Annotated in this window: 17 protein-coding genes and 1 pseudogene; 7 read left to right on the top strand and 11 right to left on the bottom strand. The window is 37.0% G+C overall.

Features of this window, described 5'->3' with window-relative positions:
• Positions 1-44 precede the first annotated feature (44 nt).
• The 3 genes and pseudogenes from AA977_RS06965 to AA977_RS06950 form a co-directional block, all read right to left on the bottom strand.
• Positions 45-1,315 (bottom strand): annotated as a pseudogene (locus AA977_RS06965) (restriction endonuclease subunit R).
• Positions 1,316-1,329: 14 nt separating this feature from the next.
• Entirely contained in the window at positions 1,330-2,112 is a 783-nt protein-coding gene (locus tag AA977_RS06955) for a DNA methyltransferase (RefSeq protein WP_064435089.1), read from the bottom strand.
• On the bottom strand, positions 2,099-2,962 hold the full coding sequence (locus AA977_RS06950) for a DNA methyltransferase (RefSeq protein WP_064435088.1): 864 nt from the start codon (positions 2,960-2,962) through the stop codon (positions 2,099-2,101). The genes AA977_RS06955 and AA977_RS06950 overlap by 14 nt, the downstream gene beginning before the upstream one ends.
• Positions 2,963-3,170: 208 nt before the next feature.
• Here AA977_RS06950 and AA977_RS06945 point away from each other — a divergent pair, with 208 nt between their 5' ends.
• Together AA977_RS06945 and AA977_RS06940 are read left to right on the top strand one after the other, a co-directional pair.
• Positions 3,171-5,423 carry a site-specific DNA-methyltransferase gene (locus tag AA977_RS06945; protein ID WP_064435087.1) on the top strand — a complete coding sequence of 751 codons (2,253 nt, stop codon included), beginning with the start codon at positions 3,171-3,173 and terminating at the stop codon, positions 5,421-5,423.
• 9 nt (positions 5,424-5,432) lie between these two features.
• Positions 5,433-8,354: a DEAD/DEAH box helicase family protein gene (locus AA977_RS06940; RefSeq protein WP_064435086.1), complete on the top strand. Its 2,922-nt coding sequence runs from the start codon at positions 5,433-5,435 to the stop codon at positions 8,352-8,354.
• A gap of 54 nt (positions 8,355-8,408) precedes the next feature.
• On the opposite strand, the gene mreC is transcribed toward AA977_RS06940, so the two are convergent.
• The 6 genes from mreC to fliW all read right to left on the bottom strand — a co-directional run bounded on the left by mreC (position 8,409) and on the right by fliW (position 13,457).
• On the bottom strand, positions 8,409-9,161 hold the full coding sequence (mreC, locus tag AA977_RS06935) for a rod shape-determining protein MreC (protein WP_064435085.1): 753 nt from the start codon (positions 9,159-9,161) through the stop codon (positions 8,409-8,411).
• 3 nt (positions 9,162-9,164) lie between these two features.
• A complete protein-coding gene (locus AA977_RS06930) occupies positions 9,165-10,208 on the bottom strand; it encodes a rod shape-determining protein (protein ID WP_064435084.1) in 1,044 nt (347 codons plus the stop codon).
• Between the two features lie 42 nt (positions 10,209-10,250).
• The gene (clpX, locus tag AA977_RS06925) at positions 10,251-11,597 is read right to left on the bottom strand and encodes an ATP-dependent protease ATP-binding subunit ClpX (RefSeq protein ID WP_020973115.1); all 1,347 of its coding nucleotides are present in this window, start codon (positions 11,595-11,597) and stop codon (positions 10,251-10,253) included.
• A 1-nt stretch (position 11,598) separates the two neighbouring features.
• Positions 11,599-12,411 (bottom strand): acyl-ACP--UDP-N-acetylglucosamine O-acyltransferase, encoded by an 813-nt coding sequence (lpxA, locus tag AA977_RS06920; protein ID WP_064435083.1) that lies wholly within the window; start codon positions 12,409-12,411, stop codon positions 11,599-11,601.
• Between the two features lies 1 nt (position 12,412).
• Positions 12,413-12,892 carry a 3-hydroxyacyl-ACP dehydratase FabZ gene (fabZ, locus tag AA977_RS06915; protein WP_064435082.1) on the bottom strand — a complete coding sequence of 160 codons (480 nt, stop codon included), beginning with the start codon at positions 12,890-12,892 and terminating at the stop codon, positions 12,413-12,415.
• Positions 12,893-13,067: 175 nt separating this feature from the next.
• Positions 13,068-13,457, bottom strand: coding sequence for a flagellar assembly protein FliW (fliW, locus tag AA977_RS06910; protein ID WP_033738485.1), 390 nt, complete (start codon positions 13,455-13,457; stop codon positions 13,068-13,070).
• 217 nt (positions 13,458-13,674) lie between these two features.
• On the opposite strand from fliW, the gene AA977_RS07980 reads away from it, so the two are divergent.
• The 5 genes from AA977_RS07980 (at position 13,675) to AA977_RS06890 (ending at position 18,925) form a co-directional block, all read left to right on the top strand.
• Entirely contained in the window at positions 13,675-13,821 is a 147-nt protein-coding gene (locus AA977_RS07980; RefSeq protein ID WP_172796008.1) for a hypothetical protein, read from the top strand.
• 56 nt (positions 13,822-13,877) lie between these two features.
• Positions 13,878-14,540 carry an outer membrane protein assembly factor BamD gene (locus tag AA977_RS06905; protein WP_033618215.1) on the top strand — a complete coding sequence of 221 codons (663 nt, stop codon included), beginning with the start codon at positions 13,878-13,880 and terminating at the stop codon, positions 14,538-14,540.
• Positions 14,541-14,580: 40 nt separating this feature from the next.
• Positions 14,581-17,085 (top strand): endopeptidase La, encoded by a 2,505-nt coding sequence (gene lon, locus AA977_RS06900; protein ID WP_064435081.1) that lies wholly within the window; start codon positions 14,581-14,583, stop codon positions 17,083-17,085.
• A gap of 8 nt (positions 17,086-17,093) precedes the next feature.
• Complete coding sequence (locus tag AA977_RS06895; protein ID WP_064435080.1) at positions 17,094-17,921, top strand: prephenate dehydrogenase; 828 nt, start codon at positions 17,094-17,096, stop codon at positions 17,919-17,921.
• A gap of 155 nt (positions 17,922-18,076) precedes the next feature.
• On the top strand, positions 18,077-18,925 hold the full coding sequence (locus AA977_RS06890; protein WP_064435079.1) for a DNA/RNA non-specific endonuclease: 849 nt from the start codon (positions 18,077-18,079) through the stop codon (positions 18,923-18,925).
• 4 nt (positions 18,926-18,929) lie between these two features.
• Here AA977_RS06890 and AA977_RS06885 read toward each other — a convergent pair whose 3' ends face one another.
• A complete protein-coding gene (locus AA977_RS06885) occupies positions 18,930-20,780 on the bottom strand; it encodes a site-specific DNA-methyltransferase (RefSeq protein ID WP_064435078.1) in 1,851 nt (616 codons plus the stop codon).
• Positions 20,774-23,299, bottom strand: coding sequence for a DEAD/DEAH box helicase family protein (locus AA977_RS06880; protein WP_080472382.1), 2,526 nt, complete (start codon positions 23,297-23,299; stop codon positions 20,774-20,776). The genes AA977_RS06885 and AA977_RS06880 overlap by 7 nt, the downstream gene beginning before the upstream one ends.
• Positions 23,300-23,327 lie beyond the last annotated feature (28 nt).

Raw genomic sequence — 23,327 nt, 5'->3', positions numbered from 1 at the left:
GATGATGAAAAACGCTCCCTTAAAAAAGACACCGCTTTATTTTATCAGCCGTTTTTAGAATGCAATAAATCTTTATTGTATTTCAGCATGGTATTTTGTAAATCAAGTTTATATGATACATTTTCAATGTAAGTCAAATAAAGGCTTTCTTGTTCTTCTTTGAAGCCTTTAGATAAAATCACATCGCAATTTTTAAAATACAAACAAATGTGTTTATTTTGCGTTTGAGATATTTTTGCATGGTTAAAAGCATCAATATAGATTAAATTTTCCCATTTATCCAAAAGATCAAATTCTTCTATAGAGCGAGCCAAACACAAAGGCACAATATGGTGCAACTCAAAGCCTTTTTCTTTTTTTACGCCATGTTTTTCAAAATACAGGGCTTTTTCTTTAATGGAGCGTTTGAGCTTTTTATCGTTTTGTTTGTATTCTCTATTAAGCGTTTTTAAAATAAGCCTCTCTTTATTGGTTTCAAAAAACACGCTTTGTTCTAGCAAGCTAAAAATTTGTTGGGCTTGATTTTTCCAATTATGATAATCTCTTTTATCTAACTTGTTCCCACCAAAACAATTAGGGTTGCAATAATTTTGCACTAACTCTTTTAATTTTTCTTTTTGGATACGGCTTAAACTCCTATATTCTTTAACATGCTCTATAATTTCATTTCTAGTAAAATTTTCAATATTTAAAAATGTAACAAAAAACATCATTTCTTCAATGTCTAAATAATGATGATCAAGCTCTATCATTACCTCTCTGCATTCTGCCCCAAAACCTTTTAAAAGATTTTCTAAAGCTTGCGTGTAACAAAAATTTTTTCTTAACAAATCTTGCGCGTTTAAAAACTCTATGGCTAAGGGAGTTAGATTAATATATTTGATATTGCTTTGAATATAGGGATCTATAAGTTTTTTATTTTTATTGTAGCGTTCAATCAACCCCATTCTATGCATATCTACGAAAAGATTTTTCCTCAAACTATCTTGGGTTACTTGATTCTTTTTTCCTAAATTATCTTGAGCTATTTCAGACTTGCAGATATTATCTACCACTTTTGCATAAACCTCTTCGCTTGCTATATTGCTAGGGCGTTTGCTCATGTCGGTAGTGCGAATTTGTAAAAAATCCTCTCCCACTTCATTAAAAATAGCTTGAATAATAATTTTAATTTTATTTTGATCGTAACGGTTGTGTTGGGATAAGTGCAAGCCCCTATAATCAGGGCTTTTATGCGATTAACTAAAAATTTCAAACACTCTTTACTAGGATCAAGCTGTGTGATTTCTTGCAAAATTTCTTCTATTTTTGGCATGTTAAATATCCTTTTTATTTGTATTCATTATGCCTAAACATTTCCAAATTCTCATGCACATATTCAGCATGGGTTTCACACCCTATAAAATTACGCCCCAAACTTTTAGCTACTAAGCTAGTCATGCCACTGCCGCTAAATAAGTCTAAAATCAAATCGTTTTCATTAGAGCTAGCCTTTATCATGCGTTCAATGAGAATTTTGGGCTTAATGCTAGGGTGTTTGGGCTTAAGGATTTTGCCATTCTCTTTTTCAACATGCCTTTGTGAAGTGATCTCCCACACATCAAGGCATAATTTGCCCTTAGGGTTAGGGAACCAGCGTTTGTTGTTCTTTAAAATCCCTTTGCTTTGAGCGTGTTTGATGCGTTCAGTGGATTCATAAGCAATGCGAACTTCATCGGCATTAAAAGTGTAATTTTTCTTATGCATGCTATAAAATAAAATGCTTTCTTGCGCGTGGTTATAACGCTTTTTGGCGTTAGCAAACCCATCTTTTTTGACCCAAGTGATAAAGTTTAAAAAATGCACTTTTTTTTGACATAAATACGCTAAAAATAAAGCGCAATTAAAGGGGGTATTAAAGAGATAAAAACTCCCTATGTCTTTGATTTTGGGCAGCATTTTATCAATCCAAGCGTAAGAAAATGTTAAAAATTCTTCGTCATTTTTAAAACTATCCCATGAAGCAATTTTGAGATTGTAAGGAGGGTCAATAATGGCTAAATCAACGCTTTTATCTTCCAGTTTGTCTAAAAATGTGAAAACATCTTCTATATAAATCTTATTCAAAATCAAACAAGTTTCCTAATTTTTGCTCAATCAAGGGCTTATAATTTTCATAGAGTTCATAACCTATAAAATTCCTTTTCAAAAGTTTTGCTTCTCTTAAGGTTGTCCCGCTCCCGCTAAATGGATCTAGCACCACATCGCCCACGCAACTATACAATCTAATCAAACGCCTTGCCAATTCAGCCGGCATTAAAGCCGCATGCTTACCAAAAGCAAGATCGTTTTTATTAGGGATTGGGATTTCCCAAATTTGTTTGGTAAATTCCAGCCACTCCTCTTGAGTCAATTGGCTTTGCTCTTTTTGCACTTCTGTGGGTTGTTTGGGCTTGCCGTCTTTGACAAACACGCCAATAAATTCTATAGTATTTTGTGCATAAAAATTTCTAGGATAAGGGTAGCTCCCAAACATCAATCTTTTAGTAGGATTTGTGCGTTTCCAAATATAGACATCTAATAAAAATATTTTAGGCTTGTTTTCTAGCATGTTGTTTAAATCATGCAAAATAGAGTGTTGGATATCAGCATGCAAATCAAAAATATGGCGGTTATAGTGCGTGTTTAAAACCTTTTTAAGCATAGGCATTAAAGGCACATTAATGCATAGCTTACCATTGGGTTTTAGCGCCCTATAACATTCATGCCAAACTTTTAAAAGACCTAAAAGGTAATCTTCATATTTTTCCAACGCCCCTAAATCTTCAACATGTTGGGTTGAATGCTGTAAATCTTGTGTGCCATTTTTCGTGTAATCTTTAATGTTGAAATAAGGCGGGCTTGTGATGATTAAATCCACGCTATTATCTAGCGCTTCATGCATGTTAGTGCTGCTATGATAAAACACTTTATTGATATTCAATCTTATTTTTACCTTTTATTAAAAACTTAATAAATTTCACATGAAAGAATTTTACAATGAAATGGGGGTATTTTAAAAAAATGAGTCAGTCAAGGTAATCTAAAATATTCAATAAGCCAATCTGATTAACGCTCTGCAACATGGATGCTAAACTTTTAATAAGATAATCATCGTTATAATACCCTTTCATATTTTAAGGAGCGTGATAATGAAAACAAACGAAGCTAAATTTTATGAAGTTTTAGAAAACCTTTTCATAGGCGTTAAGATTGAAGACCAGCCAGAAAGCCTTTTAGATTCTAGCCCTAGAGCAATGAAAAATGGCATGATCAACCTCATGAAGGCTAAAAGCCGGTATTACCACCATAAAAAACAAGAATTAAAAAAACTCATTGATTCAAAATGCCAAGACAACAACGATCTCAAAGAAGAATTGTTTGACAAACTCTATAGCTTTTTCAAGCGTTATTTCAGCGCTAATGGAGGGATTTATTTCAACGACACGCCCCTTTATGACAGCCTTTACACTAAAAGCGATTATGAAAAATGCTCCCTTAAAAAAGACACCGCTTTATTTTATAAAACTAAAGATCTCTATTACGTGAAAAGCGAAACGATTTATAAGGATTTTTGCTTTGAATTAGAGGGTATTCTTTTTAATTTTGACGCTTCTTCACTAGAAAGCAAAAAATATAATGAAAAAGTAGAGTTAGTCTTTGATTTAAAAGATACAGACACAAAAACTAACACCTTAAATTTTAGCGTTACGCTCAGCAGCAAGGGGACTCAAACAAAAACGAATGAAATCCTCAAAGAATGCTCCAATCAAGGCGTCAAACTTGATGAAGAAATTTTAAAAAAAGCGTTGGTGAAATTCAAAAAGCAAGGCAGCATGGATTATTTCATCCATAAAAACGCGCTAGGGTTTTTAAAAGAGCAATTGGATTTGTATCTGTTTGAATACCTTTTTAAAGAAATCAGCGTTTTTACTAAAGAACGCCTTGATGAAATCAACACCATTAAAGAAGTGGCTTTAGAAGTGATTGTGTTAGTGAGCGAATTTGAAAACGAACTCTGTAAGATCTGGAACAAACCCCGCTTTGTGTTAAACTCGCATTTCATCGTAAGCCTAGACAGACTCAAAGCTAAAAACTACGATTTGAATAAAATCACAAGCCACCCAAACTACCCCAAACAAGTTAAAGAATGGCAAGACTTGAATTTAGAGATCGCAGACAACCTTTTAGAAAACGAGTTTTTGCCCCTAGACACTCTCTATTTTAAAGATTTAGAAGAAGAGGTTAAAAGCTTATTCAATGAAAATGAAATCAATGGCACGCTCATTAAAAGCGAAAACTACCAAGCCCTAAACTCCCTTAAAAACCGCTATAAAGAAGCCATTGATTGCATTTATATTGATCCGCCCTTTAATACCGGTAGCGATTTTGCTTACATAGACAGGTTTCAAGATAGCACATGGCTAAGCCTTATGCATAACCGCTTGCAACTCGCTTATGATTTTTTAAGCCATCAAGGAAGCTTCTATTTACATTTGGATAACAATGCGAATTATTTGGGGCGTATGCTACTTAATGATATTTTTGGTAAAGAAAATTTTAGGAATGAAATTATATGGTATTACTCTAATAAAATGGCAAACAGTGGTAATAGTTTTGCTAAAAATACCGAAACAATTTTAAATTATTCTAAAGGTGAAGAATATATTTTCTATAGACAAAAAGAGCCAAGAAGCGAGCCAGTCCTTTTAAGCAAACGAGAAGGGCGGGATGGTAAAAATATGAGAGCAAGAGATGAAAATGGTAAGGTTATTTATGAATTATCTCATGAGCGTTATGTAGATACTTTATGGAATATAGCTATCATCGGTTCTACTTCAACCGAAAGGGTAAAAAGTGATGAAAATTTAACCCAAAAACCGGAAAAATTGCTAGAAAGGATAATCAAAGCGAGCAGTAACGAAAACTCTATCGTGTGCGATTTTTTCGCTGGGAGCGGGACGACTTGCGCGGTAGCACACAAGTTGAAGAGGAAGTATATCGGTATTGAAATGGGGGAGCATTTTGAGCGCGTGATTTTGCCTCGTCTTAAAAAGGTTATAGGCGGTTTTAAAAGCGGCGCGCTTAAAGGATTTAATGGAGGTGGGGCAATCAAAGTTTATGAATTGGAAAGCTATGAAGAGATTTTAAGAAAAATCAAGTATGAAGACAATGACAAACCCCTAGCGTATGATGAACAATACAGCGATTTAGTGGAGCGTAAGAACGAATCTTACACGCTCAATATAGAAGCACTAGAAAAAATGGGCGTGGATATTAAAGAAACTTTAGAAAATTTACACGGCGTTGGAGTGGAGTTTTTCAATGAAAAAGTGGTGAAATTTAAAGGGAATGATAAAGAAGTAGAGATTTTAAAAGCCTTAAAAGAAGCGCTCATTTGGTAAGGAAAAATAATGGCAAAGAAAAAACAAGAAGTAAGGAATAATGAAATTTTTGTCGCTCAAAAACTCGCTGAAGAGGAATTGAATATTAACGAGATTAACGATCCGTTAGAAATGCTGGACTTTAAAAGCTTTGATAGTAATAAAGAGCTTTTAGATTACCAACAACAAGCTTTGATCAACGCTTTTAGAATGCTTACCGCTTATTTTAAAGATTTTAAAGAAAATAAAAAAGAATTTTACGCTTTTTATCAAAGGCATTACTCGTTCGCTAACTGCGATTTCACTAAAAAGAAACTCAACGATTTGTTAAGAAACTCTTTTAAAGTGGAAAATGGTTGCGTGAAGTTTGAAAACTTTATCAACCGCTTAGCTTTTTACATGGCTACAGGGAGCGGTAAAACGATTGTCATTATCAAGCTTGTAGAGCTTTTAGGCGTGGCTATGGAAATGGGTTTGATCCCTAAGAAAAATATCATGTTTTTTAGCGCCAATGAGCATTTGATCAAACAATTTGAAAAAGAAATTGAAAAATACAACCGGGGTAAGGACTATTCCAAACAAATTGATTTCAAAAACCTTAAAAGCGTTGAGAATGAGGATTTTTATCACGCTTCAAACAATTGTTTTAAAGGAATGAAAAAAATCGCTCTTTTTTATTACCGCGCGGATTTAATGAGCGATGAAGAAAGCAAGGAAAACCTTTTAAACTATAAGGATCGTTGGGATAATGGGGAAAATTATGTGATTTTAGATGAAGCGCATAAGGGGAGTAAGGCTGAGAGCAAAAGGCAAGCCATTTTTAGTCTGCTGTCTCAAAGGGGGTTTTTATTCAATTTCAGTGCCACTTTCACCGAAGAGAGCGATCTCATCACTTCGGTGTATAATTTGAGCGTGGGCGAGTGGGTGAAGCTTGGCTATGGTAAAGAATCTATTTTATTGAAGAAAAACAACTTGAATTCTTTTAGGGAATTAAAAGATTTAAACGATAGGGAAAAAGAAATCGCACTTTTAAAGGGGTTATTGCTTTTAGGCATGCAAAAACGCTATAAAACAGAAGGCTATTTTCATGACCCTTTAATGCTCGTGTTCACGCATTCTGTGAATGTGGAAAACAGCGATGCGGAAATGTTTTTCAAAACTTTAGTGCGCGTGATTGAAAATGACGATGAGAGCGATTTTTTAAAGGCTAAAGACGATTTATTAGAGGAATTAGAGGATCCGGAATTTCTTTTTAGCGGTGACAAAGATAAAGACTATAAAATTAAGATTTTTAAAGAGGGTTTAAGCGATATGGATTTTAAAGGCCTAAAAGAAGAAATTTTTTATGCTAGTAATGGGCGTATTGAAGTCATCATTAACCCTAACAACAAGCAAGAAATCGCTTTCAAGCTCAACACTAGCGACAAAGTCTTTTGCTTGATTAAAATAGGCGATATTACAGAATGGATTCATGAGAAATTAAAGAGCGTGAAAGTGGTGAGTAAGAATTTGAGCTATAAAGAAGAGAGTTATTTCAGCCAGATTGATAAGAGCAGTATCAATATTTTAGTGGGGTCTCGCTCTTTTGATACCGGCTGGGATAGCACAAGGCCTAGCGTGATTTTATTTTTAAATATAGGGCTTGATGAGGCTAAAAAGTTGGTGCAACAATCTTTTGGTAGGGGCGTGAGGATTGAAAGCGTCAAAAACCAACGCCAAAGGTTAGCGTATTTAGACATAGATGAAGCCATTAAAAACGACTTGAAACCAAACGCTGCAATGTTAGAAACGCTTTTTATCATACCCACTAACCATGCAAGCCTTGAAACGATTTTAAAGATCCAAAAAGAGAATGACAATAGGAGCGAGAGAGGTTCTTGGCGTGAGATTAAATTAGACAAAACGCGCATAAACCACGCCTTATTCGTGCCTTGCTACCGGAAAGAACAAACCAACGCTCTTAAACTTGATAAAAGCACTTCGTTTAAAATGAGCGAAAAAAATTTTAAGGATTTAAAAGAGTATTTTAATCTTATGAGCGAAAAACATTTTATTTTAAAGCATGAATTTTATGACCCTAAAGATTACGCACTGTTAAAAGACATGATACAAAAAAAGCACTTTAAGATAGAATTAAACTGGCATTATAAGGATTTGGATTACATGATTTCTGAAATTAAAGGCAAGCTCTACCCTAATCAAAAAGTGCCTAAAGACGAATTTAACGCCCTAGATAATGAAAAAATCGTGCATTTTAAAAGGATTAAAGTTAAGGCGGATAAAAAGGAAGCGTTAGTTAAAACCATCCAAGAAGTGAAAGAGTATGCACCTTTGGACAAAGAAACTTTAAGAATAAAAATCGTGCAAGGCGAGATTGATCCTTATGATACAGACAAGCACAAACAAGATAAGGCTTTTAAACTTGATGGTGCAGAGCTGTTAAAATTCAAAGAGCATTACTACACCCCACTCATTAAAGCCAAAAACTGCGACTGGCTTAAGCATGTCGTTAAAGTAGAAAGCGAAATTGATTTTTTAAAAGAGTTGCAAGAAACTGAAACGATAGAAACGCTGCAAAAAAACTACGATTTTTGGGCGTTCAGTAAGATTGATGAACATTTAGACAATTTGTTTATCCCTTATATAGACAACTGCGCTACAGAAAGGAAATTTTTCCCTGATTTCATCTTTTGGTTGCAAAAAGGCGACACGCAGATCATTTGCTTCATTGACCCTAAAGGGATCGAATACACTGCTTACGAGGGTAAGGCAGATTGGTATAACAAACTTTTTAAAGATAAGATTTTTAACCCTAAAGATAATCCCCATTTCAAAATCAAAGTGGTTTTAAAATTTTATAACAATAGCAATAAAGTGCCACCGGAGGGTTATAGGGATTACTGGATCCAAAAAAGGGAATTAAAAGATTTTTTTCTAACCTTAAAAATTTAAATTAGCTTTAATTGAAAGGGGTTAAAAACGCGCTTATTTGCCCCTTTATCCGTGCTAGTTTTTCACATCGCTCAAAAACACATGCCTTAAAAGTTTAGCGTTGCTTAAAAAAGCGTTTTTCAACACCGCGCTTTTATAAGTGTAATGATCTTCAATACTTAAAACTTCGCCCACAAACACCCCCGCTCCAAAAATCCCATCCAGCCCGCTTGTTAGCACTTGATCGCCTATATTGATTTCAGCGCTTGGGACAATAAACTCCACGACTAACTCTTGCCTGAAATTCGTCCCTATAAAACCTAACGCTTGATTTTTACCTACCATCACGCTATAAGCGCACCGCTTGTGGGCGTTCAAAAACCCGTTCAAACGCCCTTTTTCTAGCACCGCAATGCCTATGGCTTGATTGTTAGAAACAAGGCCATAAATCTTATTTTCTTCTAAATTGATAATAGGGTTGAGAGAAACGCTGTGCGTGTCTTCCAAACTGATAAAGGAAGTCATAAAAGTGGGGGTATAAGTCATTTTTGGCTCTTTACTTTCTAAAGGATACACGCTATTTAAGCGCTCTTTCAAGTCGGCGTTTTCTAGTTTTAAAGCTTCTAAAACCAGGCGTTCTTTTTGAAATTCTTTAATGTTTTTGGCTTGAAAAAAATACGCTTGAATGTTATCTGATAAGCTGTTTTTCGCGCTCATCAAGGCGTTTTTAACTCTGTCGCTGATATAAGAAGAGCTGCCTTTAATGTCTAAAAAATAAAAAATAAGAAAAATCCCTAAAAGCCAAAGGAATTTGAAATAAAAGCGCATGCATTATTCACTAAAACCCACACGGCTGAGTAAATCCAAATCTTGTATAGCTTCGCCTGTGCCTTTGGCTACCGCCAATAAAGGCTCTTCGCCCACATACACAGGGAGTTTAACCATATCGCTTAAATACTTGTCTAATCCTTTAATCAAAGCCCCACCGCCGGTAAGCACCACGCCATTTTGCACAATATCTCTGGCTAAATCCGGCTTCACTTCTTCAAGCACGCTCCTTAAAGCGCTAGAGATTTCTCTTATCTGATCTTTAATGGCTTCAAACACATCATCAGAGCTCAATTCAATCGTGTGCAACAACCCGCTCACTTGATCCCTCCCTGACACTTCCATCGTTAGGGGTGGATCTAGTTTGACCGCGCAACCGATTTCAATCTTAATCTCTTCGCCGGTGCGCTCGCCTATCAATAAATTGAATTTTTTACGGATGTATTCCACGATGCTTTGATCCAATTTATCCCCGGCCACTCTAATGCTTTTAGAAAGCACCAACCCCCCCAAACTAATCACGCCAATTTCAGTCGTGCCTCCGCCTATATCTACAATCAAACTCCCTTGAGGCTCTTTGACCGGCAAGCCTGCCCCGATCGCGGCTGCCATAGGCTCTTCAATCAAAAAGACTTCTCTAGCCCCCGCGCTCAAAGCGCTCTCTTTAACCGCATTCCTTTCCACGCTTGTCAACCCATAAGGCACGCACACCATGATGCGCGGGCGAATCCATGTCTTTCGTTTGTGCGCTTTTTCAATGAAGTAGCGGATCATTTTAGCGGTAATGTCATAATCAGCGATCACGCCATCTTTCATGGGGCGGATCGCTCTGATGCTGTTAGGGGTTTTACCTAGCATTTCTTTAGCCTCGCTCCCCACTGCCAAAATATCATAAGCTTTAGAATCAAACAATCCCATGCGCACCGCTACAATAGAAGGCTCATTGATAATAATGCCATGCCCTTTAACCAACACGATCGTGTTAGCCGTGCCTAAATCTATGGCAATATCATGCGAAAACAGACCGATTAATTTGCTAAAAATCATGCTCTTTCTAATCCTTTATTATTAAATTTATAAGCGTATCCCTTAAGGAAGGATTTTAGAATGCGTTTTAGCGATGATCAAAGGTTCAGCCTGTTTTAAAACACAATCTTTAGTGATACGCACTTCCGATCCCTTAAGCTTGGGTAAATCAAACATAATATCCAAACAAAAATCTTCAATGATCGCCCTTAAGCCCCTAGCCCCGGTTTTTCTTTCTAATGCGAGTTGAGCGATTTCTTTAATGGCTTCTTCTTCAAAAATCAAATCCACTTCATCCATTTTGAAAAGTTGTTGGTATTGCTTGATGAGCGCGTTTTTAGGTTTTTGCAAAATATCCACCATCGCTTCTAAACTGATGCTATCTAGCGTGCTTAAAACGGGCAAGCGGCCAATAAGCTCAGGGATAAGCCCATAGGTTACTAAGTCATGGGTTTGGACTAAATGCAAGATCGCTTCTTGCTCTTTTTTGCTCATCTTTTCTTGGGTGAAGCCCAACACATTTTGCGTGGTGCGTTTTTTAATGATTTCAGCTAACCCGTCAAACGCTCCGGCACAAATGAATAAAATATCGCTCGTGTCAATTTGAATGAAATTGCCTTCAGGGTGCTTTCTGCCGCCTTTGGGAGGGATATTCACTAAAGAACCTTCAACGATTTTCAACAACGCTTGCTGCACGCCCTCGCCAGAAACGTCTCTAGTGATGGAGCGGTTTTCTGACAAGCGGCTGATTTTATCAATCTCATCAATAAACACAATGCCTTTTTGGGCTTTTTGGACATTCCAATCGCTCGCTTGCAACAACCTTGTAAGGATATTTTCCACATCTTCGCCCACATAACCCGCTTCAGTTAGGCTAGTCGCATCGCTAATGGCGATAGGAATATCCAAATGCTTGGCTAAAGTTTGCGCCATTAAAGTCTTTCCTGATCCTGTAGGCCCAATCAATAAGATATTAGACTTGCTCAACTCCACTTCTTCTAAATGCTCTAATTCCATATTGCTGTCTTGGTTGTCTTGTTTTTTGAGCTTTTCTTTAAAAGATAAGCGCTTGTAATGATTATACACGGCTACCGAGAAAACCTTTTTGGCCTGCTCTTGCCCTATCACATAATTATCCAAAACCGCCTTAAGCTCTTTAGGGGCTGGAATGCGGGAGAGCAAAAACTCTTCTTCATAAGCGCTGGATTCCATTCTCCTTAATCGGTCTCTTTTGAGCGCTAATAAAGAATCCGTTCTGTCGTATTTATGCAATTCCCCATGCATCACATCAATGCAATATTCGCACACGCACACGTCTTTATTCAAATTGCTCGCAAAGACAATGCGGCGTTTTTTGGGATCTCTGGATTCTGGTTTTTTGCAAAAACTGCAATAAAGCGTTTCGTTCATTTTAATCCTCTTGTTTTTCTTCGCTAGAATATTCGCTTGACTTATACGCCACGCCCCTAGAACTCGCTAAAATAAAAGAGCAAATTTCTTCTACAATAGGGTTATTGGCATGTTCTTCTAACTCTAATTTAGCGCTCTCTCTTAAAGAGGGGACGGGGCGAAACAGCCTTTTATAAAGTGCATGGATGAAATCAATATCCTTACTCTCTAATAATTGGCGCATCCTGTGGCGGTTCAACCCCCTAATAAAAGCGCGATTGCCCTCTACAGTGCAATAAGGAGGCACATCTTTGCCTAAAGCGCTTTTACCGGCTATCATGCACCCTTTAGCGATGCGCACAAATTGATGGATTGCGGTAAGACCGCCGATATTGACATAATCGCCTATTTCAATATGCCCTGCTAAAGTTACGCCGTTAGCCAAAATACAACGATTGCCAATCACGCAATCATGCGCGACATGCACATACGCCATGAGCAGGTTTTTATCCCCAATAATGGTTTTTTTAATCCCCCCTTCAGTGCCAGGGTTTATCATGCAAAATTCACGGATAAGATTGTCTTCTCCAATAATCAATTCGCTGTATTCGCCTTTGTATTTTAAATCTTGAGGTGGTGTGCCTAAAACCGCAAAAGGGAAAATTTCGGTGTTTTTCCCAATGAAAGTATGCCCTTGTAAGGTTACATTATTATGGAGTTTCACGCCTTCATCCAGTTTGACGCCATCCCCAATCACGCAAAATTCCCCAATTTCTACGCCCTTATTGATCTCAGCCTTAGGAGAAATGATGGCTGTTTTTGCAATCTTACTCATTTTATTCTCTCTCTGCGATCATGGCTTTCAATTCAGCTTCAGCGACCACCTTGCCATCCACTTGAGCCGTGCCGCCCACTTGCCAGATCATGCCCTTATGCTTTAAAACTTCCAAATGGTATTCTAATCTATCGCCCGGGGTTACCGGAATGCGGAATTTAACCTTATCAATGGTCATGAAATACACGATTTTTGTTTTGGCTATTTCAGGGTCAAACCCCCACAAGCTAGTGAAAGCCAAAAACCCTCCCGTTTGCGCCATGCCCTCTACGATTAAAACGCCTGGGAAAATGGGCTTATTAGGGAAATGCCCGTTAAACACGTCTTCATTGAAAGTGATATTCTTATAAGCGACAATTTTTTGATTGGCCTCTAACTCCACGACTCTATCTATTAAGAGCATGGGATAGCGGTGCGGTAGAATTTGTAAGATGTGTTCTATAAAAAATGGGGATTGTAAGTTTTGATGGTTTTGTTCCATAAAAATAAACTCCTTGTTTTGAATTAGACTAAAGCGCCATTTTTAGCGTTGGTTATTCTAAAAAATAACCGCTATTATACCATAAGAAACCGCTCGCTTGTCTTTTGCAAAAACCATCCATGCGTTAAAAATAAGTTTAAAATAGCTTTTTAAACATTATTTGTATTTTCATGCATCATTCATGCGTGTGGCTTAAAATATTTTCCCTTAAATGATAGTGTGGGTATTTGTTAGAATCCAAAACCACTTGCCCCATGAGCTGCTTGTCAAAATTGAAAATTAAAGGGGCTAGATAATTCACCGTAGAAAGCTCAATGGGGGTTTGAACGACCATGATATTAGCGACTAACACGCTCTTGGCTCCCTCTAATTCTAAAAGGATTTTTAAGGGGGTAGGCACTTCAAACTCGTATTTTCTTAGAGCGAAGGGATTGACCAGCGTGAAAGACACGACAGAATTTTCTTCTGCACTATTCAAGCGTAAAAAGATTTCATCAATCTTTTGCAAACGCATTTTATGAATGGTTTCAAACCCTAAAATAGGCGCTTTCACATCAAAAATCATAGGCGATTGCATTCCCTTTAAAAAAGCACAAAATCTTCTCCTTAAAGAATAGAGACCGCCTTAAAACCAGCGTTCAATGTTTTCTAAATTAAAACGCTGTATTATATCAAACAATTTTGGTAAAATCAATTTTTGCTAGTTTTGGGTATAATCTCAAAGACTTAACGATGATAAAAGTTTAACCAAACCATTATAAAATAAAACAAGGAGCGATGAGATGAGTAAAATAAAACCACAAATTAAGAAAAATAATTCTAGTAAGTCTAATTATAGCGATGGGTGGTGCATTTTTGGTGCGGTGTGTATGATTGGAGAAATGGTCTTTAAAATATACAACGGGATTAAGAAAGCGAAGAAAAAATAAATTTGAATACAATGAAAGTTATTTTTAAAAAATTTGATTTTTACAAGACAGGTGGCATGCATTTAAAACATTTTAAAACATTTTTCTTGATCACAATGGCAATTCTTGTTATCGGTACGGGTTGCGCGAACAAAAAGAAAAAAAAAGATGAATACAACAAACCGGCGATCTTTTGGTATCAAGGGATTTTGAGAGAAATCCTTTTTGCTAATTTAGAAACAGCGGACAATTACTATTCTTCCTTACAAAGCGAACACATCAACTCCCCCCTTGTCCCAGAAGCCATGCTAGCCTTAGGGCAAGCGCACATGAAAAAGAAAGAATATGTCTTAGCGTCTTTTTATTTTGATGAATACATCAAGCGTTTTGGGACGAAAGACAATGTGGATTATTTGACCTTTTTGAAACTGCAATCGCATTATTACGCTTTTAAAAACCATTCTAAAGACCAGGAATTTATCTCTAATTCCATTGTGAGTTTGGGCGAATTTATAGAAAAATACCCTAACAGCCGTTACCGCCCCTATGTGGAATACATGCAAATCAAATTCATTTTAGGGCAAAATGAGCTCAATCGCGCGATCGCGAATGTTTATAAAAAACGCCATAAACCTGAGGGCGTGAAACGCTATTTAGAAAGGATAGATGAAACTTTAGAAAAAGAGACTAAGCCTAAGCCATCGCACATGCCTTGGTATGTGTTAATTTTTGATTGGTAGGATATTTCAAACCATACAAATTATAACAGAGAGATGAAAAATGACTGAAGATTTTCCTAAAACTCTGCCTTTATTGGTAGAAGAAGACACTTTTTTATACCCCTTTATGATAGCCCCTATTTTCTTGCAAAATAACGCGAGCATCAAGGCGGTAACTTACGCTAAAAACAACAAATCGTTAGTCTTTATTGCATGCCAAAAAGACAAATTGAACGACAACGAAGCCCCTTATTATGATGTGGGGGTGATTGGCTCTGTCATGCGTGAAGCCAACATGCCTAACGGGCGCGTGAAATTGCTTTTTAATGGTATCGCTAAAGGGCGTATTTTAGAGCCTGCTAAGGAAAACGAACAAGGCTTTTTGGAAGCCCAAATAAGCCCTATTGAATATTTAGAATACGATAAAGAAAACATTCAAGCGATCGTGGAAGTGTTGAAAGAAAAAGTGATCACTCTAGCCAATGTCAGCTCGCTTTTCCCCCCGGATCTCATCAAAGCTTTAGAAGATAATGACGATCCTAACCGCATCGCTGATTTAATCGCAGCGGCTTTGCACTTGAAAAAAGATCAAGCCTATTCTCTTTTTGCCAACAACAACACCGAACAGCGCTTATTGGATTTGATTGATATTGTCATAGAAGAGACTAAAACCCAAAAACTCCAAAAAGAAATCAAATCCAAAGTCCATCAAAAAATGGAGCAAGTCAATAAGGAATATTTCTTAAAAGAGCAGCTCAAGCAAATCCAAAAAGAGCTTGGCACAGACAAACAACGAGATGAAGATTTAAACCAATACTACCAAAAATTAGAAAGCATCAAGCCTTTTTTAAAAGAAGAAGCGTTTAAAGAGATTAAAAAGCAAATTGACCGATTGAGCCGAACTCATGCGGACAGCTCTGATAGCGCGACTTTACAAAATTATATTGAAACCATGCTAGATGTGCCTTTTGGGCAATATGAAAAAAAAGCGCTTGACATTAAGCATGTCAAAGATCAACTAGACAACGATCATTATTCCTTAAAAAGGCCTAAAGAGCGCATTGTGGAATACTTTGCCACCATGCAGCTTTTAGAAATGCGCCACAAGAAAAAACCAGAAAAAAAGGACAAAGCTAAAGGCACGATTTTATGTTTTTATGGGCCTCCTGGCGTGGGTAAAACAAGCTTAGCCAATTCCATCGCTAAAGCGATAGAGCGCCCCTTGGTTCGGATCGCTTTAGGGGGTTTAGAAGATGTGAATGAATTGAGAGGCCACAGACGCACTTATATAGGCTCAATGCCTGGGCGCATTGTCCAAGGGCTTATTGAAGCTAAAAAAATGAACCCGGTCATGGTTTTAGATGAAATTGATAAAGTGGATAGGAGCGTTAGGGGTGATCCAGCGAGCGCTTTGTTAGAGATTTTAGATCCTGAACAAAATGTTGCCTTTAGGGATCATTATGCGAATTTCAGCATTGATTTGTCGCAAGTGATTTTTATCGCCACTGCTAACAATGTGGATAGGATTCCGGCCCCTTTAAGAGACAGAATGGAATTTATCAGCGTGTCCAGCTACACGCCTAGCGAAAAAGAAGAAATCGCTAAAAACTACCTCATCCCCCAAGAATTAGAAAAGCACGCCTTAAAACCTAGTGAAGTCAATATTAGCCATGAGTGTTTGAAACTCATTATTGAAAAATACACCAGAGAAGCGGGCGTTAGGGATTTACGAAGACAAATCGCAACGATTATGCGCAAGGTGGCTTTACAATACCTAGAAAGCAACGAACACAAAAAAGGGCGAACCAAAAGAAACGAGAATAAAAAAGACGAAGATCAAAAAGACGAAAGTAAGGGAAACGAAAAAAGAGATGAAAATAAAGATTTTTGCATCTCTATCACGCCCAATAACCTTAAAGAGTATTTAGAGCGCATGGTGTTTGAAATTGACCCCATAGATAAAGAAAATAAAATCGGTATTGTCAATGGCTTGGCATGGACGCCAGTAGGCGGTGATGTGCTTAAAATTGAAGCGCTTAAAATCAGGGGCAAGGGGGAATTGAAACTCACCGGGAGTTTAGGCGATGTGATGAAAGAATCCGCTCTCATCGCTTTTTCTGTCGTTAAAGTCTTGTTAGATGAAGAAAAATTAAAAGCCCCCAAAATCCCTAGCGAGCCCGACACAGAGGGCAAGAAAAAGAAAAAAGCGCTAAAGGTTTATAACGCTTACGATTTGCATTTGCATGTCCCTGAGGGGGCTACGCCTAAAGACGGGCCAAGCGCTGGGATCGCTATGGCGAGCGTGATTGCAAGCATTTTGTGCGACAAAGCCACAAGAAGCGATGTGGCAATGACGGGCGAATTGACTTTGAGCGGGGAAGTTTTACCCATAGGGGGTTTGAAAGAAAAATTGATCGCTGCTTTTAAAGCTGGCATTAAAACCGCCCTCATTCCTGTTAAAAATTACGAAAGGGATTTAGATGAGATCCCTACTGAAGTGCGAGAGAATTTAAACATCGTTGCGGTGAAAAACATCGCTGAAGTGTTGGAAAAAACCTTACTTTAGAATTTGGCATGAAAGCAGGCATTATTGGTTTAGGGCTTATGGGGGGCAGTTTAGGGCTAGCCTTACAAGAATGGGGGCGTTTTAAAAGCGTTATAGGCTATGATCATAACGCTTTGCATGCTAAATTGGCTTTGACTTTGGGGCTTGTAGATGAATGCGTGGAATTTGAAAAGATTTTAGAATGCGATGTGATTTTTTTGGCCATTCCGGTTGAGGGTATCATTGAATGTTTGAAAAAAATGACTCCTATCAAAAAAAGCGCAACAATCATTGATTTAGGGGGTGCTAAAGTGCAAATCATTCGCAATATCCCTAAAAGCATCCGTCAAAATTTCATCGCCGCGCACCCCATGTGCGGGACAGAGTTTTATGGCCCTAAAGCGAGCGTCAAAGGGCTGTATGAAAACGCTTTGGTGATATTGTGCGATTTAGAAGATTCAGGGATTGAGCAAGTAGAAATCGCTAAAGAAATCTTTTTAGGCATTAAAGCGCACTTGATTAAGATGAAATCCAACGAGCATGACACCCATGTGGCTTATATCAGCCATTTGCCCCATGTTTTGAGCTATGCGTTAGCCAATAGCGTTTTAAAGCAAAACGACCCAGAGATGATTCTATCTTTAGCGGGTGGGGGCTTTAGGGATATGAGCCGTTTGTCTAAAAGCTCGCCTTTAATGTGGAAGGATATTTTCAAACAAAACCGAGACAATGTCTTAGAAGCGATCCAAAAATGCGAAAAAGAAATCGCGCAAGCTAAGACTTGGATAGAAAATAACGACTATGAAAGCCTTGCAGAATGGATGGCGCAAGCGAATAAACTCCAGGAGTTCATGTAAAAGTTTAATTTTTTAACTTTGTTTCAATAAGGATAGCCGCTTCTTAATCGCAGTAGGCGTCCATTCTCAACAAACCGCCACAAAATAGAAAAAATCAAAAAATCAACTATTGAAAATATTGTTGTAATATTCACGCTATCAAAAAGGAGTGAAACATGAAAATCTTTAAAAACTTGCTCTATAGCCTGATCGCTATGAGTTGGCTCCAAGCGGGCATGCTGGATAATTTTTCTAAAGCTATCAACAGCTACACCACTAAAAAGCTTAATGAAATCAAAACGCAAGTCAATGGCGCTAATCCCACTAAAATCTATAACGCTAATGGCATGCTCACTGACATTGATTGCAAAGTCTTAAAAAATAATTTCTATTCGGTGTGTTATTCTAGCGAGTTAAAAAACCCTATTTATGGCGTGAGCGTGTTGTTTGGGGATTTGGTGGATAAAAACAATATTGAAAAACGCTACGAGTTTAAAACGGACACACGATTAGCCGAGTATCAGCAAGCCACGACAAAAGACTACACAAAAAGCGGTTTTGACAGAGGGCATTTTGTGGCGAACGACGCTTCTTTTGATTTTGCGTCTAACCCTTTAAGAGAGACTTACAGAATGACTAATATCACCCCTGAAGCCAAAAACACTAACAGGCATTCTGTTTTATTGGTGGAAAAAGAGGGGCGCAATTTGGCTAGAAAATACCATCAAGTTTTAGTTGAAGAACTCACCATCATCAAACAAGGTTATAAAACCTTTAGCTCTAAAAACATCGCTATCCCTAGCGGCTTTTGGTACCATTATGATACAAGCCTAACGGATAGCTACGATAACGCTAAAAGCGAATGTTTTTACATCCCTAACGACAATCAAAAGTATCCCTTAAACGAGATGAGAAAGGATTGCAAAGAATATGAGCGAATTGAAAAACAAGTGGTTTTTAAAAACAATAAAAACACTGAGCTAAACGAATTGCCCAAGTATCTTAACAACGCTAAGAAATATTAAAGGCTTAACTATAAAAAATTTCATTGTATTTTTTAGTGCTATCATCTATCTCCCATGTATCTTCGTCAATATCGCCCAGGTTTAAATAGTCTTCGTTAGAATCTAAAAGCTTGCAACAAATCTCTTGTTGCTCTTTTAAATCTAGATTTTGGAACTCTTCGCTATTAATGCGATCAGTCTCACAATCGGCGCGTTTTAAAATGCGCTTATTTAAATCGTTAAAGATTTTTAAGCATTCGCTCGCGCTTTTAGCGTTAAGGATTTGTTTTTTAATCTCTAAATTCACTTCTTTTAATTCAGCATAGACAAAACTCCCGCCCCCTTTAAAACCGCATTTTTTAGAAATGCCCCCTTGCTCTCCCTCTATGACTTTTTTCAACCTTTCTTTAGTGATAGTTTCTATATAGTCCATTTGCTCGATGCCAATGTAGCGGCGTTTCATTTTGTGCGCCACCGCGCAAGTCGTCCCGCTCCCGGCAAAAAAATCACACACGAGATCGTTTTCTTGGGTGGCTATTTCTAAAATTCTTGAAATTAGGGCTTCGGGTTTGGGGGTTGAAAATAAATCGGTATTTGAATTTGCAAAAAGGACTTTTATTTCACTTGTAGCTTTTATATTTGTGGTAACCCCACATTCTGCGTTAAAAACATTGCTTGCCTTTACTTCCCTATCGCCTTTTCTAATATATCTCATAGAAAACTCATCGCTTTTTATCACAAAAGTTGTGCCTTCTTTTATTTCGTAATCCAGCTTGTCTTGTGTCCATTTAAATTTGGCGTTAATTCTTACCATGTTTGCATTTGTTTTATTTACTATTCTTAAATCATCAATTAATTCCATTTTATTAAATTTTGTAGGCTTAATCACTCCCTTAAAAGTTTTAAAATATATGGAATTTGGTGGAAATTGTAAAGTTCTCTTTACATTTACTTCATTTAAAATAGGAAAATCTTGTCCTTCTTCAGCCATATCTCCATTGAAAATAAGCCCAAATTTAGTTTGTTCATAGCACAAAATATACTCTGTTTTTATGCGTATTCTTGATAGGCTATTACTTGTCTTTTCCCACACAAAACAAGCAATAAAATTCTCTCTCCCAAAAATCTCATCCATTAAAACTTTTAAATAAGCCTGTTCGTTGTCGTCGCATTGCACAAAAATCACGCCATCATCGCTTAAAAACTCCCTAGCCGCTTCAAGCCTGTTTTTCATAAACACTAGCCATGAGCTGTGGTTAAAATTATCGTTGTAATTAAAGCTGTCGTTACCGGTATTATAAGGGGGGTCAATGTAGATGCATTTCACTTTTTTAGCGAATTTCTTTTTTAAAGAATGAAGGGCGATCAAGTTGTTGCCTTTGATAAGGTAGTTCGTGTTTTCATCTTTTAAAGCGTTTTCTAAATCACCTTGCCCATGCATTTCAAAACGGCACAACACTTTTTTTTGTAAAAGCGTGTCAATTTTGTTTTTATGCAATATTTCATGGTAAAAAAGCTCGTTAGATTTGGTGTTGTTGTCTTTAGCGTTGCCCAGTAAAACATTGTCTTTAAAGGGGAAATTCAAGACGACTAATTCGCTGGATTTGATAGGGTGTCCTTGCGAAAATAAGCCTATTTGATTTTTAAATCGTGTGAAAGAGTTTTCTAATTTTTTCGTTTCTAAACATTCTAATAACGCCTTTTCATTAAACACGAGCGAGTTAGCGATATTTTTAAAAAAAGCGTTTTTATAGCCGTTAGCGTTTTCATTCTCAAGCATGAAAATTAAAAGCCTTTCATCATGCTCTATGATTAAGGTTTCTAAGCGTTCTTTAGTGAAATGATTGATTAAAGTGTCTAGTAGGGTTTTTAACATTCTTGGTCCTTAAAAATTTGATTGAAAGCGGTTGTAAATTTTTCTTTTACTACGCTATTATGGAGCGTGAAAAAGGGTAAGCCTTTTAAATGGAGCTTTTTGTTGTGGCTTTTAAGCGTGGCGTTTTCTAGCATTTCTAAAAATTCTTCTTTCCAAGCGTTAAAATGCTCTAAATGCTCGCCCTTAACTTCCATGTAACAAGTGAATCCTAAAAATTCATCTTCATGCGTTTGAGCGAAAAGGATAAAATCCGGCTCAAAACCTTGCGCGTAAAAGGGGCTGTTTTCTATATTGCAAAAAACTTTTAATTCAGCGAAATGATCGTTCCTTAAAACGCACCACTCTTTGAATTTCTCGTCTAAAACCTCTTTATGGTCGTTGATAAAACCTAAAAACCTCCTTTCTAAATCGCTGTCTAATTTTCGCATGTCCTTAAAAAGCAGCCATTCATAAGTGTTTTTTTCCAATTCGCTAGCGCTAAGGCTTTTGTTGCGCGTTTCAAATTCTTTTAATTCTAGTGCGCTCACATCGTATTTATCTTGCTCTTTAAAAAGCGTGTCTTTTAGGTTTTTAATGATATACGCAGCGAGTTTTAAAAGCGTTTCGTTGTTATCAAACTTTTGGCTTTTATGGAAGTTTGTTTTTAATGGCGAAATATATTGCTCTATAAATCCCACTTTATTGTTGAAGGCATGCTTTTTAAAAGCCTTTTTAAGCCTTTTAAAATCCAGTTTTTTTAAATTCAGGGCTTTTAAAAAATAGTTTAGGGGGATTTTGTCTAAGGTGTGGGGTATAAAATAAGTTTTATCGCTTTTATCTTCTTCTTTAAAATCCACCTTTTTTTCACGCACGCCAGAACCAAATAAGGGGACATGCAAACTTGTGAGTTTGGCTTCAATGGGGTCTGTATAGTCTTTATTAAATAAGTTTTTATTTTTTTCTCTTTTGTTGCTCGCATAGTAGCATTTGAAACGCTTGGTGGGCGTTAAGGGGATAGAAGGGATAGTCTGTTTTTCATCCACAAATCCTTCTAAACCTGACTCTCGTAACTTTTTGTTTAATTGAGCGATAAACTCGCTGTCATAAATGGCATGGTAGTCTAACCTCTCTAACGCGCTTAAGGGATTGGCAAGATCAAATTTGCGTTGGTAAAACTCTATGTAATTTGGCTTGAAATCGTTATAACTAAAGGGGTAATACCTAGCTCCTCGCCCTATGAGTTGGGCGTCTTTAATGGTGTCTTTTTGATTCGCTTTATTTTTAAGCCTAACAATGTCAAACAAATTCAACACATCCCAACCCTCATTGAGCTTGTCCACGCTAAAAATCACTCTTTTAGGGTTATCTCTGTCTTCTAGGGAGTTCAATAAAAGCATGCTCTTTTCTAATTCTTTTTCGTTATTGGTGTTGATCTGAACGCTTTCTTTGAATTTATTTTGCAAGAATGCGGCAAGGTTAGGGGTGTGGTTTTTTCCATCAAAAAAGTTTTTAGCGTCTTTAAAAAAAGCGTTATGGCTGTATTTGAAAAAATCTTCCAAATCTAAAGGGCTTAGATTTTCTAAAAAGGCGTTGAAACGCTTTTGATTGTCTTTACTCTCTTCAATCCTTTCGCTTTTAAACAAAATGCATGGTTTAAAATGTTCAATATTGTGGTGTTGGGCTAGTAATTCTTTGTATAAACTTGAAATGCATACCCCTAAAAAGCGCGTTTCTAAGGCTTTATTTTCATAAGAAAGGGAGTAGATGTTTTTGCAAAATTTATCTTCGCTAAATTCTTTTAAGGGGTAAGTTACCACCTTTAAGTTTTCATATTTTTCTTTAACGCTTTTTTCTTTAGGGATAGTGGCGCTAAATTCCAGCAATAAATTGTCTTTGTTTTGTTCTAGGGCTAATTTCACGACGCTTTCCCAATTGCGTTTTTCACTAAACTCGCTATCATTCAATTTCTTTTTGGTTTCTGTGTTTAAATGGTGCGCTTCATCCGCTAAAAAAACTAATTTTTGATCTTTTAAATCCTCTATGGTGATAGCGTTTTCTTTAGCCTTAGTGAATAATGAAAACAAGCCTTGAATGGTGCTAAAATAGATATTGATAGCGTTATTGTGGCTCTCGTTTAAATTATTGATGCTTTTAATTTCTATGTTTTCACTTTCTGTGTTTTCATCATTGATATTGATACTGATGTTTTCACTAAAAAGGTATTTTGATGAGGCGCTGTCTGTAAAATTCAATTTCGTTTTTTCTAAAATGCTGGTGCTGTTTACAAAAAAGATAAAGTTTTGATAGCCTTGTTTGCAGCATTCTAAAATCAAACCCGCCATCACTAAAGTCTTACCGCTACCGGTCGCCATTTCAAACATGAAATGCTTTTGAGTTGGGTTGGATTTTCGTCTTTCTAAATAATTATATATCGCTTGCTTTTGATAATCTCTAAGCTCTTGTTTTAAATTGCTTGTGATGTGGGTGGGTAGCTCTATTTCTTTATGATTAGGCGCGTTACTTAGCGCGTGATCTTTTATGGCTGATTGGGGGGGGGGGGGGTAACTT

This window comes from Helicobacter pylori (assembly GCF_001653455.1).
GTDB classification, from domain to species: Bacteria; Campylobacterota; Campylobacteria; order Campylobacterales; family Helicobacteraceae; genus Helicobacter; species Helicobacter pylori_A.
Note: the sequence above shows the minus strand (reverse complement) of the source record. Positions and strands in the feature narration are given on the sequence as shown.

Coding starts and splice junctions, on each gene's coding strand:
- AA977_RS06895 (WP_064435080.1), top strand. CDS start 17,094: ATGAAAGCAGGCATTATTGGTTTAGGGCTTATGGGGGGCAGTTTAGGG.
- lpxA (WP_064435083.1), bottom strand. CDS start 12,411: ATGAGTAAGATTGCAAAAACAGCCATCATTTCTCCTAAGGCTGAGATC.
- AA977_RS06930 (WP_064435084.1), bottom strand. CDS start 10,208: ATGATTTTTAGCAAATTAATCGGTCTGTTTTCGCATGATATTGCCATA.
- mreC (WP_064435085.1), bottom strand. CDS start 9,161: ATGCGCTTTTATTTCAAATTCCTTTGGCTTTTAGGGATTTTTCTTATT.
- lon (WP_064435081.1), top strand. CDS start 14,581: ATGACTGAAGATTTTCCTAAAACTCTGCCTTTATTGGTAGAAGAAGAC.
- AA977_RS07980 (WP_172796008.1), top strand. CDS start 13,675: ATGAGTAAAATAAAACCACAAATTAAGAAAAATAATTCTAGTAAGTCT.
- AA977_RS06905 (WP_033618215.1), top strand. CDS start 13,878: ATGCATTTAAAACATTTTAAAACATTTTTCTTGATCACAATGGCAATT.
- AA977_RS06945 (WP_064435087.1), top strand. CDS start 3,171: ATGAAAACAAACGAAGCTAAATTTTATGAAGTTTTAGAAAACCTTTTC.
- clpX (WP_020973115.1), bottom strand. CDS start 11,597: ATGAACGAAACGCTTTATTGCAGTTTTTGCAAAAAACCAGAATCCAGA.
- fabZ (WP_064435082.1), bottom strand. CDS start 12,892: ATGGAACAAAACCATCAAAACTTACAATCCCCATTTTTTATAGAACAC.
- AA977_RS06885 (WP_064435078.1), bottom strand. CDS start 20,780: ATGTTAAAAACCCTACTAGACACTTTAATCAATCATTTCACTAAAGAA.
- fliW (WP_033738485.1), bottom strand. CDS start 13,457: ATGATTTTTGATGTGAAAGCGCCTATTTTAGGGTTTGAAACCATTCAT.
- AA977_RS06940 (WP_064435086.1), top strand. CDS start 5,433: ATGGCAAAGAAAAAACAAGAAGTAAGGAATAATGAAATTTTTGTCGCT.
- AA977_RS06890 (WP_064435079.1), top strand. CDS start 18,077: ATGAAAATCTTTAAAAACTTGCTCTATAGCCTGATCGCTATGAGTTGG.